Raw genomic sequence first — 15,076 nt, 5'->3', positions numbered from 1 at the left:
TATAAAAAAGCCGCTTAAACAGCGGCTTTTATTATGCAATACCTGTAGTTCATACAAGTTAATTACATATTATGCTGTAAAAATAGCTTTAATTTTAGCTAGTGTGTCAGGCTCAACTGAACCCTTACTGAGCGCTAATAGCTGCTTTAAATAATAGTTTAAGTCAGCATGCTCACCACGGTGTTTATCATCAAGCATGGCTACTTGCTCTGCCATTCTAAGCGCTGCATTTTGCGAGCTTACATTGGCAAGAATTTCCATTCTTGTAATAAGCTGTTCACTACTAAGCGACGTCGCTAACGGAGCTTGAAATTGGCTTGGCACTACATCGTTGTTTTCAAGTGCAGTGATCAGCGCTTCAAATTGCGCATGCTGCGCTTGGCTTGTTAGTAAAGCTAGCTTTTCGTCAATAGCACTTAATAATGCCGCCACTTTTGACGCAAGCGATTTATATTGTGCGTAGCCTTTTACTTTGGTTTCTAGGTCGTGCAATTGGGCTTTTTGATTAACTTGCTCAAGGGCACTTTCTAGCTCAGCCAGTTCTATTGCAGCTTGTTTATCTGTTTCGTTTTGAGCCAGCTTTTGCTGCTCAAACTCACTGCTACGTTTGCTAAAGGTTTCATCGTTATACTGGCGAAACTTTTGCCACAGCGCATTTTCGGCTTTTAAACCTGCAAAACCTATACTTTGCCATTGCTGTTGTAATTGCTTTAACTCTTGGCATGCTGCAGCTAAATCTTCACTTTGCGAAAGCGCTGAGGCGCGCTCCACTAAGGCATTTTTTTGTGCTGCGTTACCTTTATGGTATGCATTTAATATAGCAAGTACGCTCTGCTGCTGTGTTTTAAAGCTTTCGTTTAATACGCGGTATGTTTTAGGGTCAACTTTACCCACGCTACGCCACGCTTTATTTAAACGGTTGTATTGGCTTTCAAACTGCTTCCAATCAAAGCTTTCAATAGCGGTGTCTTGCTCGCTTAGTGCTTGCATATCGTTTATCAGTACTTCACGCTGGGCTTTTGCAGCTTCGCGCGCCACTTCTTGCTCGGCAAAGTAACTACGACACGGTGCAAACAACAGCTCTATGTTGCTATCAAACTGCTCACCTTGTTGTTTTTCTTGCTCTGTATCTAAACGGCCAAGCTCGTTCCAACGCTTACGAAACGCTTTAACTTGCTCAGCACGCTGTTGTGGGTCGTCACACGGCTGGTCGACTAACCCTGCCACTTCTTCAAGTAAGGCTTCGCGTTTTGGCGCGGCTGCGTACTTTTGCCAATCTTTTGCTTCTGCAAGTTGTGCTTCTAAATCGGCTTTTAAGTTTACGAGTGGCTGCTGAAATTGCGGTGTTAACTTATCAAACAACTCTTCAAAGCCTTTAAATACACCAAAAGCAACATTAAAGCGGCCTTGCTCAATAAGGCGTTTTACATCGCGTGCTTTACGTTTGGCTGTGCTTTGATTTTTTTCAAGCGGTTTTGTCAGCTCACTCATTTGCGCTAAAAACTGCTTTTTATGCGTATTTAATTGCGATTTAAAGTTTTGCTGCAATGCCCCATCAACCACATTTAAATGGCTACGAGTTTGTTTAAATGCGTTATTAAAACGAGTTAAAACATCATCGTAATCAGCTAGCTGCTGCGCAGGTTCAATTGCTTTAAGCTGTTCAAAAGCAATTTTATACTGTGCAATTGCGCTACTAAGCTCTGGTAGTTTAGCCACCTGATTGAATAGTTTTTCAAGCTTTGTAATAACTTGCTTAGTTTGTGCGTTATCGCCGTGTTGGGCATCGGTTAACGTTTGCTTAGCTTGCGCTACTTTAGCCTCTAACCAATCTTGCTGAATTTGCTCTGGGGTTTCTAAGCCTAATTGCAACGCGTTTTCTATTTCTTCGCTCAATGCCTCAAGTGTTGCCAGAGCTAATAATTGGCGTTGTTGCTCGGCTAAACGCTGCTGTTGTTGCTCGTGCTGAGCTTTTAACGTAGCAATATGCGCATCGAGCTTATCAGTAATGCTGATGTATTTTTTATCTAGCTCTTTAACGTGCTCTTCGCTTAACCATTTAAGTTCAAGTGCTTGCCACTGCGCCATTAATTCGCCGGCTTGTGGGTTTACTATGGCGTAATCGTTTTTATCTCGCAGGGCATTTAGCTTTGCTAAAATAACGCGTGTTGCGCTCTCTACCTGAGCGGGCATTTCAATCGCTAAGCGTTCGTTTTCAATGTGTTGCTCAAGCTGCTGCTTAGCATCGCCTTTAGCGTGCTTTACTAATGGCTTAATAAGTTGATGCGTTATAACGAGCTCTACAAGTTGGCTTTGAAGCTCTTCGCTGCCCTCTTTAAACGCTTTTTCAATTAATTTAGGATTAGCTAAGCGCTTTAAAAGTTTAACGCGTACTTGCAGTTCTTTCTCTGCAAAGGCGAGTTTTTCTAGTGTTTTAACCGGTGCAAAACGGTCTATATACTCACTTTTAATTTGCGTGCTCAGTGCGCTTTCGTTGTTTAACACTGCGTTTGAAATTTGTATTTCGGCTACATCTTTTAGCGCGTGATCTTGTTTATAGGCTTTCCACCACAGTGGTAAGTTATTTACTTTTTGTAATGCTTTGCGGCGTATTTCGGCTGAGTTATCTTCCAGCGCTAATGTGCTTAAAATTGATGCGTCGCGCTCTACATCAAGTTTTTCGATTGCGTCTAGACGAACTTGCTGCTTTGGGTGTTTCCACTTAGGTGTAAAAAGGTGTTTAAAGATCATGTTCACTAAACCTAGCTATTTCGTTTTCTGATTTAAATTCTTTTTGTAGTTGTGCTTTTGTCTTTTGGATCATTTCGCCATTAGCGCCAATGGTAAATTGCTCGTTCGATTGCGCTATTTTAGCTTGGTAAAGCATAACAAGTTGCACCGTTTGTTGCTTTTGCTCATCAGAGAGCGGCGTGCCATCGGGCCATTTACCGGTTGAAGCACCGTACTGTAAACGCTCAAATAATTCTGGGGTTATATTTTGTACAAGGTTGTCAATATTCATGTCATCTTTTCTTTTTTAGAGTCACTAAAATAACGCGGTTTACTAAGTACCAAATACAGCCAACACCAATCGCTACTGTATACGCGTACCATTGCAGGGTTTCTTTTGCGGGTTGTAAAAAGTATAAGCAAAAAAAGCCACCTAAAAATAGTATGAGCGCCAAGAAAGAATGGTTCATAAACATTTGCTGTTTTTTAATTCGCTGTTCGCGCTGAAGCTGTTGTACCTGCTCAGAGTTAAGCGCGCCAATGTTACTATTGCAATGCGGACACTGCTGATGTTTATCTGAAATTGATTTTGCACATTTGGGGCAATGAATAATCGCCATACTACTCTCCATACTACGCATAAAAAAAGCGCCTTGCGGCGCCTTTTATTGTACTTGTTTTATTGCTCGTTGTCTTTTTTGAATTTAACCCAGTAGTCATCTACGGATTGTTTCATTTCTTTGCGCAATAACATAATGCCAAATAAGTTAGGCAAGGTCATAACGACAATTGCAACGGCTGCTAATTTCCATACTAAAGTGGTATCGGCAAACGAAGCCCAAAAGAACGCAGCAACATAAAATACGCGATACGGCATAACTGAGCGATTACCAAGTAAGTAAATCATGGCACGGTCGCCGTAGTACGACCACGCAATGGCAGTAGAAAACGCGAATAGCAATAAGCCTATCGATACTATGTATTGGCCGCTATCACCAAAAAAGCCTCGGGTAAACGCTTTGGTTGTCAGCTCTGCTGAGTGCACTAACGATTTACCAATTAAACTAATGCTGTCGTCGGTTGGCATACCGTTTTTAACTTCAACAATCCCTGTGTACTTATGTTTGTCGGTAATACCAAAACGTATGTCTTCACCAATTGAGCGTGAATGTAATACGGTAAAGCCATTACTTGTTGGCTCGCCATTAACTACATCAATGTTGCCGTTGAATAGCTCTACCTTGCTATCATTACCGTTTAGGTAATTGTATAGCTCTTGGCGCTGCGCTTCGTTGGTTTCTGAGTAGTCACCTTTAATAATGCTCATTGACGATCGTTCAAAATGTGTTTCGAATTTTTCATTCCACACACCCGACGATAAAATAACTAAGCCTGTTAATGTACAAATAATAATGGTATCGATAAACGGCTCTAAAATTGAAACCATTCCTTCAGACACGGGTTCATCAGCTTTTGCCGATGCGTGGGCAATGGGTGCAGAACCTTGACCGGCCTCATTTGAGAACAAGCCACGGTTAACACCTCTGTTAAATGCATACGCAAAAGAGGCACCTAAAAAGCCACCGGCTGCAGCAGAGCCTGTAAATGCATCAACAAATATTGACGCAAACGAAGGGCCGATGTTTTCAATGTTATAAAAAATAACACCTAACGCACCTATGATATAAATCACGGCCATAATGGGCACAACGCGTGATGTAATAGCAGCAATACGACGAATACCACCTAAAATAACCAACGCAAGTAAAATAGATAACACCGCGCCGGTTGCCATAGGTGCAAAACCAAATGTGGCTTCCATACCCTGCGCTATGTTATTTATTTGTGGCAAACTGCCCGTACCAAAAGAGCTAATTACAGTGGCAACGGCAAATAAAATAGCAAGCCACTTCATGTTTAGGCGTTTATCCATGTAATACATAGGGCCACCGGCCATGGTGCCATCTTGGGTTTTTTCGCGGTATTTATGTGAAAGCGTAACTTCTACAAATTTGGTGGTCATACCAAAAAATGCCGTCATCCACATCCAAAATAATGCCGCGGGGCCACCAATAGAAATAGCCAAGGCTACACCACCAATGTTACCTGTACCTACCGTACCAGAGAGCGCAGTAGCCAGTGCTTGAAAATGAGTTGTGTCACCCTCAGTGCCTTTTTTATCAAATTTGCCTGTAACTACTTTACACGCATGTTTGAAATAACGAATTTGTGGGAACTTTAAATAAATAGTAAAAAATAGACCGACTCCTAGCAGCACATAGGGAAACCAAACTGCGCCCCCTAACATGCCATCTAGGCTATCTAAAAGTTGTCCGAATGCATCCACGCTAAATACCTCTTATTATTTTATTTGAGACTGTTGATTGTTTATTACTTACTCAGAGCTAGGTAATACGATAACTAAGCTATTGCGCACTTTTATTATTTGTTAATTTTGTAATAAAAAAGGGCAACATTTTAATGTTGCCCTTACCTTATACTAATTTATCTTAATTTATCAACGACATTTACGATTGCCGCTAAAGTATCTTGACCAAATTGATACGAGCGGCGGTCTGACCAGCCGTAATCTGGGTCTGGTAAGTCGTTATTGTCTTTAAAAGGCATCTCAATTGTGTAAGTAAGTGCTTTAAATTCTTCTGCCGTTGCAGATGAGCCAACTGTTAAATTAGCTTTGCCCGGCTCGTCTTTATCGTAACCGTGCTCATCTTGAAACTCTGGCGTTATAGTAAGTAGCGCTGCTTTAAAGCTATCTTCTAAGTCTTTTAAGCGGTCATCGTAGCTTGGAATACCTTCACTGCCTGCCACAAAGTTATAAGGAATAGCTTCATCACCGTGTATATCTAAATGCATATCGAGGCCAGTTTCGCGCATTTTATTCAGGACTAAATACACTTCTGGGCTATTTTCCATGCTAGGCGTTTGCCATTCACGATTTAAGTTAACGCCTTTTGCGTTAGTACGAAGGTGACCACGTACGCTGCCATCTGGGTTCATGTTTGGTACTACATAAAATACAGCTTTTGATAAAAGAGCAGCGGCATGCGGGTCTTCATCATCTAGTAGTTTGTGTAATAGCCCTTCTACAAACCATTCTGCCATAGTTTCGCCTGGGTGTTGGCGCGCTGTGATCCAGATTGTTTTTTTATCTTCACTAGGCTGACCAATTTTAAGCACGCTCATATCACGGCCATCAAGTGTTTCACCTAATGTTTGTAATTGGCAAAGCTCTTCGCTTTGCGCCCAGGCTAATAAATCTAAATGACGGTCGTAGCTATATGGCGCAAAGTAAGCAAAATATACACTGGGGCATTCAGGCTCTAGTTCAAAGGTAAGCGTGCCATTTTCGTAATTTGAAGGCACACGGAACCATGTTTGACGGTCGTATGAGGCAACAGCTTGGTAGCCTTCCCATCCATCTGGGTAGGCTGAGTTTTCTAAGTTATTAATGTTTAACTTATGCAGTTGATAAGGCGTTGTTTCTAGACGAAAGTGAAACCACTGGTAAAATTCAGACTGGTGATCGTTGTTTATCTCTAATTGAATATTTAACGGATCGTTGGCTTCGATAACCTTTATGTTACCACTATCAAAATTGCTGCTGATTTTCATGAAAAAACCTTAAGGTAGAATAAGTTTATCTGCTTTGTTAGGCACGTTGATATTTTGGATTAAATTGACTCTATTTTTGGTCACTAAATTACAAAAAAGAGCGGCCTAAAAGTGCAGAACTGACACTATTTAAAAACCTGTACTGTGGATAATTAAGTTATCTCAAGCAGAATGCAGGTTAAATAGTAAAATGCATTATTGAATGAAATCAAATAAGCATTTCAATAATTAAAGCCTACCACACAGGGTACACTTTAAAAATATAACGCGACTAAAAAAGCCAGCAAAAAAGCTGGCTTAGTATAATTGCGTTTAAATTAGCGAGGTAAGCTTGGGAAAGCAACTTCAGCCATATCACGCATACAACGAACTACTTGGCAGCTGTAGCCAAATTCATTGTCGTACCATACGTATAAAACAACGCGGTTACCTTCAACAATTGTTGCTTGCGAGTCTACAACACCTGCATAGCGGCTACCGACTAAATCGGTAGATACGATTTCGGTTGATGCGGTGTAGTCAATTTGGTCGCGCAGCTCTGAATGCAGTGCTGTTTCGCGTAAAAACGCATTTAGCTCTTCAACAGACGTGCTGCTATTAAGGTTTAAGTTTAATATAGCAAGCGACACATTAGGTGTAGGCACACGAATCGCATTACCTGTTAGCTTACCTTCAAGCTCAGGAAGCGCTTTAGATACCGCTTTAGCTGCGCCTGTTTCGGTAATTACCATATTAAGTGCAGCAGCACGTCCACGACGCTCTGCTTTGTGGTAGTTATCAATAAGGTTTTGATCGTTTGTGTAAGAGTGTACGGTTTCTACGTGGCCGTTATTAATACCAAACTTATCGTTTAATGCTTTAAGCGTTGGCGTAATCGCATTGGTGGTACAGCTTGCTGCACACACGATTTTATCTTCAGGCTTAATGTCTTGGTTATTTACACCATAAACAATGTTTTTAATGTTGCCTTTAGCCGGTGCTGTTAATAGTACTTTTGCAGCCCCTTTAGACTCTAAATGCTGACCAAGGCCTGCTTCGTCTTTCCAAATACCAGTGTTATCAACTACGAGCGCATTTTCGATACCGTAAGCGGTGTAATCAACTTCACTTGGCGAGTTAGCATAAATCACTTGGATGTAGCTGCCATTCGCTTTAATTGCATTACGCTGCGTATCAATTGTGATTGAGCCATTAAATGGACCATGAATTGAATCACGACGCAGTAAGCTTGCACGTTTCTCAAGGTCGCCTTCTTTACCGCCACGTACCACAATTGCGCGTAAACGTAAGTCGGCATAAGGGCCTGATTTTTCGATTAGTAAACGTGCTAACAAACGCCCTATACGACCAAAGCCATACAATACAACATCCCGCGGCTCTTTGGCTGGTGAGTCTGCAATTTCGGCTAATTCGTCTTTAACAAATTCATCAACTGTGCGGCCATTAGCAGCATCGCTGTACAAATAGCTATAAGCAAGTTTACCAATATCAATACGTGCTGAGTTTAGCTCCATTTTACTAATGGCTTCTAAAAACGGAAAGCTTTCGCGTAAACGTAATTTAGTGCCTTCAAATTGCGCTACAGTTTTGTGTGATTTGATAATATCGATAGTACTGGCATTAACGAGAGGACGGCCATATACAGCGATTTCTATACCACGGTTACGATAAAGCTTACCAATGATAGGTTGCATGCTTTCAGCGTAATCTTGGCGTTCTTGCCAACTATTTGTATATTCTAATTCGTGAGATGAGGTCATTTTATTTACCTAATTTAATCATTTTGAACGGATAGCCTTTAAAAATGCATTAGATTTTGAGAGTAATGCACTTCAGGCAGAGCTATTCTAAGTTAATCTAAAGTTATTCTCTACTGTTAGCGCACAAATGATTGCGCTAGAATAGTAATGTATATATTCATTTGAGGTTAAGGGATGGTTTTAAGAGCAAGCGCAATACTAACAATGCTAGCGTTAACAGGATGCGAAGAACCACTGACTCTCGCTCAGGTATGTAAAGAAACACCTGGCTTTTGTAGTGATTTAAATAAAGATAGCCATTGTAAAAATGAGCGCTCAGAGGTTATTTTAAAACGCTATATAGAATATAAAAAACCCACAGATGAAAACAAATACCAATTGCTTAAGGGATTTGAGTCGTATAATCAATGTATTACTTTAGCCGCAAAAATAGAACATATTAAACTAAAGTCTAAAACAACATCGCGTATTGAAGGTCAGCTTACTAGCATTAAAGAGATGACCCGACTTTATCAAGACACAAAAAACACTAACCACCCAGGTTTGCTTTACTATCATTGGTCACGTAACAATGAGCAAAGTGCGCTGACTCGTTTACTTGCAATGGAAAATGATGAAAGCGTAACCAATAGTGCAGAAATGCAGTTTTATCTAGCCTCTTATTACATTAAGTTTGATGACGAAAAAACAATTGATTTGCTATATAAAACGCTTGAGCTAAATAAACAAGGCCAACAGCCAAACCCTGAAGTGTATACCTCGTTAATCAGCTTATTTTATAAACATGATAAATATAAGCACGCTTACATTTTTTCGAAAGTGGCGCAAAGCGCTGGCATTGAGAATATAGATTTACTACCCATTGAGCACCAACTGATGAGCGATGGTAAAAATTTAGATGCGCTCGATGCCCTTGCTCAACAAACGTATGAACAAATACAAAACGGTGAGTTTGTATCGCCGCGAGAATTTTAGGTAAGCAAAACCCCCTGGCAATAAATGTGTTTTAAAACATGATGCCAGATGGTTTTTTAAATAAAAAAGGCAGCTTACGCTGCCCTTTTTTATTTTGCTTTGCTTGTGCCCACTTCTACACGGGTTTTAAGCTTTTGACCTGGTCTAAAGGTCACCACGCGGCGCGCCGAAATAGGAATGTCTTCTCCTGTTTTCGGGTTACGGCCTGGTCTTTCTTTTTTATCACGAAGATCAAAGTTACCAAATCCAGAGAGCTTAACCTGCTCGCCTTTTTCAAGCGCTGAGCGGATTTCTTCAAAAAACGCTTCAACTAAATCTTTGGCATCTTTTTTATTGATCCCGAGCTTTTCAAATAGGTGTTCAGCTATGTCGGCTTTAGTAAGCGCCATATCTAGTCCCTCAACGATGCATTAAACTTTTCGGCCAATGTGGCCACCACGTTATCAACTACCAGATTGATATCTTTCTCTTCGAGTGTTCTATCAACCGCCTGCAGTGTTAGAGCAATCGCCAAACTCTTATAATTTGGCTCAATACCTTTGCCCTTATACACATCGAATAAGTTTAGGTCAACCAATTGATTTCCGCCAACTTTTTCTATTGTGCTTAAAATATCACCTGAATTAACGCTGTCAGCCACTAAAATCGCGATGTCGCGGCGATTTGAAGGGAATTTTGAAACCCCTACAGCTTGCGGTAAATTTCTTTTTTCTATTGCAGACATTTCTATTTCAAATACAAAAGTTGCGTTATTGATATCTAACGATTTTTGCACTTGAGGATGAAGAGCACCAAAAAATCCTACCTTTTTACCTTCAACATAAATAACTGCTGATTGGCCTGGGTGTAAACCGTCTGACTGCTCTGCTTTAATTTCAAAACGGCTTGTATCGTTGGTGATTGCTAATAAGGCTTCAACATCACCTTTTAGGTCGTAAAAATCAACGTTGCGTTTTTGCTCAACCCAATGCTCGCCGTGTGCAAGGCCAGTGATCACACCGCCAATGACAGGGACTTGCTGCAGTCCATTTTCTGCACTGTCGTCGCTGATAAATTTAAGACCATGCTCAAATAAACGAATACGTGGTTGTTGACGGTTTTGATTATACGCAACCGATGCTAAAAGCCCTGGCATTAAGCTTACACGCATAGCCGACATTTCAATTGAAATTGGGTGCGGCAGTATAAGCGGATTACTTTGTGGGTGTATAATAGCTTGTGCTTTAGGGTCTACAAAGCTGTACGTAATTGCTTCTTGGTAGCCACGTGTCACTAACGTATTGCGAAACTTACTTAGCGCAATTGTTGACTCGTCATGTTTTGTCATTTTTAATTTTGCGGTTGGCGCAACATTTGGAATACTGTTGTAACCATAAACACGAGCAACTTCTTCAATTAAGTCTTCTTCAATACGAATATCGAAGCGGTAACTTGGAATATCAGCGCTCCAGCTGTCGTTTTCAAACTTAACGTCTAAGCCTAAACGAGTCAGAATATCAGTCACTTTCGCATCGTCAATATGATGACCAATTACACGGTCTAAACGCGCACGACGTAGGCGTACTTCTGTCACTTTTGGCAGTTTATCAGCAGCTACAGCTTCTACAACAGGGCCTGCTTCACCGCCAACAATATCAAGTAATAAAGCGGTTGCACGCTCCATTGCATCGTGTTGCAGGGTAAAATCTACGCCACGCTCATAGCGGTGTGATGCATCGGTATGTAAGCCGTAACTACGAGCTTGACCTGCAATTGCGACTGGGTTAAAAAACGCGCTTTCTAATAAAATATCAGACGTTTTTTCTGTTACACCTGATTGCTCGCCGCCAAAAATACCGGCAATCGCAAGGGCTTTATTATGATCGGCTATCACAAGTGTTGATTCGTTCAGTTTTGCAGTATTACCATCAAGCAATACTAACTCTTCGCCTGCATTGGCACTGCGAACCTTAATGCCGCCTTCAATTGCATTTAAATCAAATGCATGCATTGGGTGGCCAAGTTCTAGTAATACATAGTTAGTAACATCAACAACAGGGTCAATTGAGCGAATACCACTACGGCGAAGCTTTTCAACCATCCAAAGCGGTGTTTCTGCATCAAGGCTAATGCCTTTGATTACACGCCCTAAGTAACGCGGACACGCGTCAGAATTGAGAAGTTCAATAGATACTTCATCGTCAATAGTGCCGCTAACAGCTGGAATTTGTAGCTCGTTTACATCAACGCTGTTTAATACACCTACTTCGCGTGCAAGGCCTTTTATACCCAAGCAATCACCACGGTTTGGCGTTAAGTCAACATCAATTATGTTGTCATCAAGGCCTAAGTATTCGCGCAGGTCTGTACCAATTGGCGCATCGCTTGGCAATTCCATGATGCCGTCGCCTTCTTCGCTAATACCTAGCTCAACAAAGGCACACAGCATACCGTGTGATGGCTGACCGCGTAATTTGGCTTTTTTAATTTTAAAGTCGCCCGGTAAAACAGCGCCCACTGTTGCAACAGCTACTTTAATGCCTTGGCGACAGTTTGGCGCGCCACACACAATATCAAGTAGCTCATCGCCACCTACATTGATTTTAGTCACGCGAAGTTTATCTGCATCTGGGTGCTGTGCGCATTCCACAACTTCACCAACCACTACGCCGTTAAAATCCGCTGCCGCGCTCTCAACTGCATCAACCTCAAGGCCAGCCATAGAAAGCTGTTCCGAAAGAGCTTGCGTATCAATAGCAGGATTTACCCACTCTCTTAACCACTTTTCACTAAATTTCATTTTATATTTTCACTCTTAACGGAACTGGTTTAGGAATTTTAAGTCATTTTCAAAAAATGCACGTAAGTCATTTACGCCATAGCGCAGCATGGTTAAGCGCTCTACGCCCATACCAAAAGCAAAACCGGTGTATTTTTCTGGGTCAATACCTACTGACTTAAGTACGTTAGGGTGAACCATGCCACAACCTAATACTTCAAGCCATTTACCGTCTTTACCCATAACATCTACTTCAGCTGAAGGCTCTGTAAATGGGAAGAATGAAGGACGGAAACGAATTTCCATGTCTTCTTCAAAAAAGTTACGTAAGAAGTCGTGTAAAATACCCTTAAGCTCTGTGAAGCTTACATCAGTATCAACCATTAAACCTTCTACCTGATGAAACATCGGAGTATGCGTTTGGTCGTAGTCGTTACGATATACTCGACCTGGCGAAATAATTCGCAGTGGCGGTTGCTCTGTTTCCATAGTACGAATTTGCACACCACTTGTTTGGGTACGCAGTACTAACTTAGGATTAAAATAAAAGGTATCGTGATCAGCACGCGCTGGGTGATGCTCAGGAATATTTAGCGCATCAAAGTTATGAAAATCATCTTCTACTTCTGGGCCTGATTTAACTTCAAAACCTAGCTCGCCAAAAAAGCTTTCTATACGCTCGATTGTGCGTGTTACCGGATGAAGGCCACCTGTAGGCATTACGCGCCCTGGTAAAGTTACATCAATTGTTTCAGCTGCTAGCTTTTCTTCAAGCGCTTTACTTGCTAAAAGCTCACGCTTTTCGTTAATGGCAGCTTGTACATCTTGCTTAGCTTGGTTAATTACTTGGCCTGCTTCTTTGCGTTCTTCAGGAGCAATTTTACCCAGTGTTTTAAGTAAGCTTGTGATTTCGCCTTTTTTACCAAGGTAATTAACCCTGATCTCTTCTAGTTGCGCGATTTCACTGGCACTGGCAACTGCCTCAAGTGCTTGCGCTAAAATATTTTCTAAGTTCATTCGATACCTGATCTTTCACAGAAGGTGATTACAATTTTGTTGACTAATGATAACTGAAAGCAGGGTCTAGATTCTAGACCTACTACAGCTTTAACGTTGATTTTATGAAGGGAATTGTTAATTTTCGTTGTGCGGCCATTGATGCGTGATCTAATTTGTCTAATACGTCTAATAAAGCACGCATATCACGACTCAAGCGAGTTAATAAAAAGCGCGCGCATTCATCGCTTAGTTCAAGCCCACGCATATGCGCTCGCTTAACCAGTGCTTGTGCTTTATCATCATCACTCATTGATCGAATTTGAAAGGTGGTTCCCCACTTTAGCCGAGACTCTAAGTCGGGCAAGGTGATATTAAGCATGTCAGGGAGCAAATCGGCCGTAACCACTAACATTTTTCCGGGCTCGTTAAAGCGATTGAAAAAGTTAAAAAGAGCTTTTTCCCATGCGTCATTGCCAGCGACTAAGTGCACATCATCAATACATAATACATCAAGTGCTTCTAAACCATCTAAAACCATAGGGCCAAAGTCGATAACTTCACGCATAGACAACAGCATGTTTGACAAGCCACGCTCTTGGGCTTGTATGCAGGTTGCGTACAATAAGTGAGATTTGCCAGAATCGCCTAAGCCGCACAAATAAGTGTACTGAAATTTGTTGGCAAGCTTTGAAAAGCCCGCTTTAAGGTGGTTTACCTCTAAAGAGTCTTCCCCACCAAAATAAGAAGCAAATGTTTCATCATCAGGTAAGGTGACTGGCAGTGCCATTTGCATAGGCTCAGCACTTAGCATTACTCACCGACCCACTGATACTCAAGACTGTTTTTGTCTACAACATGGTAAAATGCGCGAGGGTCAACATAATCTCTAAAGGCACTATCAAGGCCAAGGCCTTTTTTAAGATCGCCCACACTGCCGGTGTGGTTAAGCTTAAACTCAACAAATTCTGGGGTTTTGCGCATTATTGTTGCTTGCGTCACTACACTCAAACTTTGTAGACGACGCTTTGCAAGTTCAATATCGACAAAGCTTTGAGTGCCTTTTAAGGTGAGCGTAGCCGCAGCCTGTTCATAATACGCGTTAGGGTCGATAGCGTATTCATTGGCTAATCCCAACGCTAAGCTGTCTATCATCTGGCCTACTATTTGTTGTTTATCACCTTCAAGGCGGTTTGAATCAAATAAATCGTCATTAGTAAAACGCCAGTCTAAAATCCAGGTTTCACTGTCGGGTTCTTGATACATTCTTGCTGTAATGCTTCGCTCTGCACTATAACGGCGCGACGCCTCTTCAACAGGCTCTGAAAAATTACCCCATACTTCAGGAATGCCAACCAAACGTCTGTCTTGTAAATCTAATAGTGGCACTACAACGGGTAAACCACGTCGACCCGCTTTGTCATATATAAGCTGCTCTAACTGAGGATAGCTTTCTTGTGTAACAAGCTCTCTACGCCAGTTATCTTCAATACCTAACCAAATAGCAACTAATGGGCGCTGGACGCCCCAAAGAGGTAAATTTAATTCTTTAATTAATTCATTTATTTTACGCGCTTCAAATTTAACAACTAGATTAAGCTGTCCATTTGCTTTTTCGTCGTATTCAAACTTGAGCATGTAATCTGAAATGTTTTTGGTGCGTTGTTGAGCAAGCTTATTTTGATCAGCAGATTCATCCCCGCTTACCTTTACTAATACATTGAGTAATGCTTTGCGGCTAGCGGCTAAACGCGTGTCTCGACTTTTATCATCGACTTTTAATATATCTTGATACAGATCAGTTACTTCAACTGCCGACACAGAGAAACAAAATATAAATGATATGGCACTAATTAATAATCTATACACTGGCTATTAGTTCTTGGTTTTAAACTATTTTGATCCTAAATCAAAGCCAGTAACAAAGCAAAATTATATTTGTAATCTAGCCATGTTGAATAAATATTGTTCATCTTAAAGCTTAAATACAGAAACAAACTGCTACTTAGCTATATGTAAAATGGATTGTTATTGGTGAGGTGAGCCTTATCCGCGGGTTTCGTGATACTCAACCCACGCTACGGAGGTGGTGGAGACTGTGCGAATAATATCTGGAATGTATTTTTCACTTTTCTGCGGACGTAAAAAAGCCCGATTATTGCTAGTCGGGCTTTCTTGTATTTGGAGCCTGGCAATGTCATGGTGCCCACAGCGGTAGAGAGTC

The 15,076-nt window shown here is 41.3% G+C and carries 12 protein-coding genes; 1 reads left to right on the top strand and 11 read right to left on the bottom strand.

What is annotated here, in order from left to right:
• Positions 1-69: 69 nt before the first annotated feature.
• The 6 genes from PSH54_RS07190 to PSH54_RS07165 form a co-directional block, all read right to left on the bottom strand.
• Positions 70-2,751: a DUF349 domain-containing protein gene (locus PSH54_RS07190; RefSeq protein WP_273605803.1), complete on the bottom strand. Its 2,682-nt coding sequence runs from the start codon at positions 2,749-2,751 to the stop codon at positions 70-72.
• The gene (locus tag PSH54_RS07185) at positions 2,741-3,022 is read right to left on the bottom strand and encodes a YeaC family protein (RefSeq protein ID WP_004587239.1); all 282 of its coding nucleotides are present in this window, start codon (positions 3,020-3,022) and stop codon (positions 2,741-2,743) included. Before PSH54_RS07185 ends, PSH54_RS07190 begins: the two co-directional genes overlap by 11 nt.
• A gap of 1 nt (position 3,023) precedes the next feature.
• Positions 3,024-3,350 carry a hypothetical protein gene (locus tag PSH54_RS07180; protein WP_004587238.1) on the bottom strand — a complete coding sequence of 109 codons (327 nt, stop codon included), beginning with the start codon at positions 3,348-3,350 and terminating at the stop codon, positions 3,024-3,026.
• A gap of 59 nt (positions 3,351-3,409) precedes the next feature.
• Entirely contained in the window at positions 3,410-5,077 is a 1,668-nt protein-coding gene (locus tag PSH54_RS07175) for an alanine/glycine:cation symporter family protein (protein ID WP_004587237.1), read from the bottom strand.
• Positions 5,078-5,235: 158 nt separating this feature from the next.
• Positions 5,236-6,363, bottom strand: coding sequence for a M14 family metallopeptidase (locus PSH54_RS07170; RefSeq protein ID WP_004587236.1), 1,128 nt, complete (start codon positions 6,361-6,363; stop codon positions 5,236-5,238).
• Positions 6,364-6,680: 317 nt separating this feature from the next.
• Positions 6,681-8,123, bottom strand: coding sequence for a glyceraldehyde-3-phosphate dehydrogenase (locus PSH54_RS07165; protein WP_004587235.1), 1,443 nt, complete (start codon positions 8,121-8,123; stop codon positions 6,681-6,683).
• A gap of 174 nt (positions 8,124-8,297) precedes the next feature.
• Here PSH54_RS07165 and PSH54_RS07160 point away from each other — a divergent pair, with 174 nt between their 5' ends.
• Complete coding sequence (locus PSH54_RS07160; RefSeq protein ID WP_004587234.1) at positions 8,298-9,098, top strand: DUF2989 domain-containing protein; 801 nt, start codon at positions 8,298-8,300, stop codon at positions 9,096-9,098.
• Positions 9,099-9,187: 89 nt separating this feature from the next.
• Here the strand turns inward: PSH54_RS07160 and ihfA are convergent, their stop codons facing one another.
• The 5 genes from ihfA to PSH54_RS07135 all read right to left on the bottom strand — a co-directional run bounded on the left by ihfA (position 9,188) and on the right by PSH54_RS07135 (position 14,721).
• Positions 9,188-9,487 (bottom strand): integration host factor subunit alpha, encoded by a 300-nt coding sequence (gene ihfA / locus PSH54_RS07155; protein ID WP_002960690.1) that lies wholly within the window; start codon positions 9,485-9,487, stop codon positions 9,188-9,190.
• 2 nt (positions 9,488-9,489) lie between these two features.
• Positions 9,490-11,877 (bottom strand): phenylalanine--tRNA ligase subunit beta, encoded by a 2,388-nt coding sequence (gene pheT / locus PSH54_RS07150; protein ID WP_273605801.1) that lies wholly within the window; start codon positions 11,875-11,877, stop codon positions 9,490-9,492.
• A 15-nt stretch (positions 11,878-11,892) separates the two neighbouring features.
• Entirely contained in the window at positions 11,893-12,873 is a 981-nt protein-coding gene (gene pheS / locus PSH54_RS07145; protein ID WP_004587232.1) for a phenylalanine--tRNA ligase subunit alpha, read from the bottom strand.
• Between the two features lie 82 nt (positions 12,874-12,955).
• Entirely contained in the window at positions 12,956-13,666 is a 711-nt protein-coding gene (hda, locus tag PSH54_RS07140) for a DnaA regulatory inactivator Hda (RefSeq protein WP_273605799.1), read from the bottom strand.
• Complete coding sequence (locus PSH54_RS07135) at positions 13,666-14,721, bottom strand: DUF2066 domain-containing protein (protein ID WP_024032198.1); 1,056 nt, start codon at positions 14,719-14,721, stop codon at positions 13,666-13,668. The genes hda and PSH54_RS07135 overlap by 1 nt, the downstream gene beginning before the upstream one ends.
• Positions 14,722-15,076: the final 355 nt, after the last annotated feature.

Source organism: Pseudoalteromonas sp. Angola-30 (genome assembly GCF_028599215.1).
GTDB lineage: Bacteria > Pseudomonadota > Gammaproteobacteria > Enterobacterales > Alteromonadaceae > Pseudoalteromonas > Pseudoalteromonas atlantica.
This window is presented reverse-complemented; position numbering and strand designations above follow the sequence as displayed.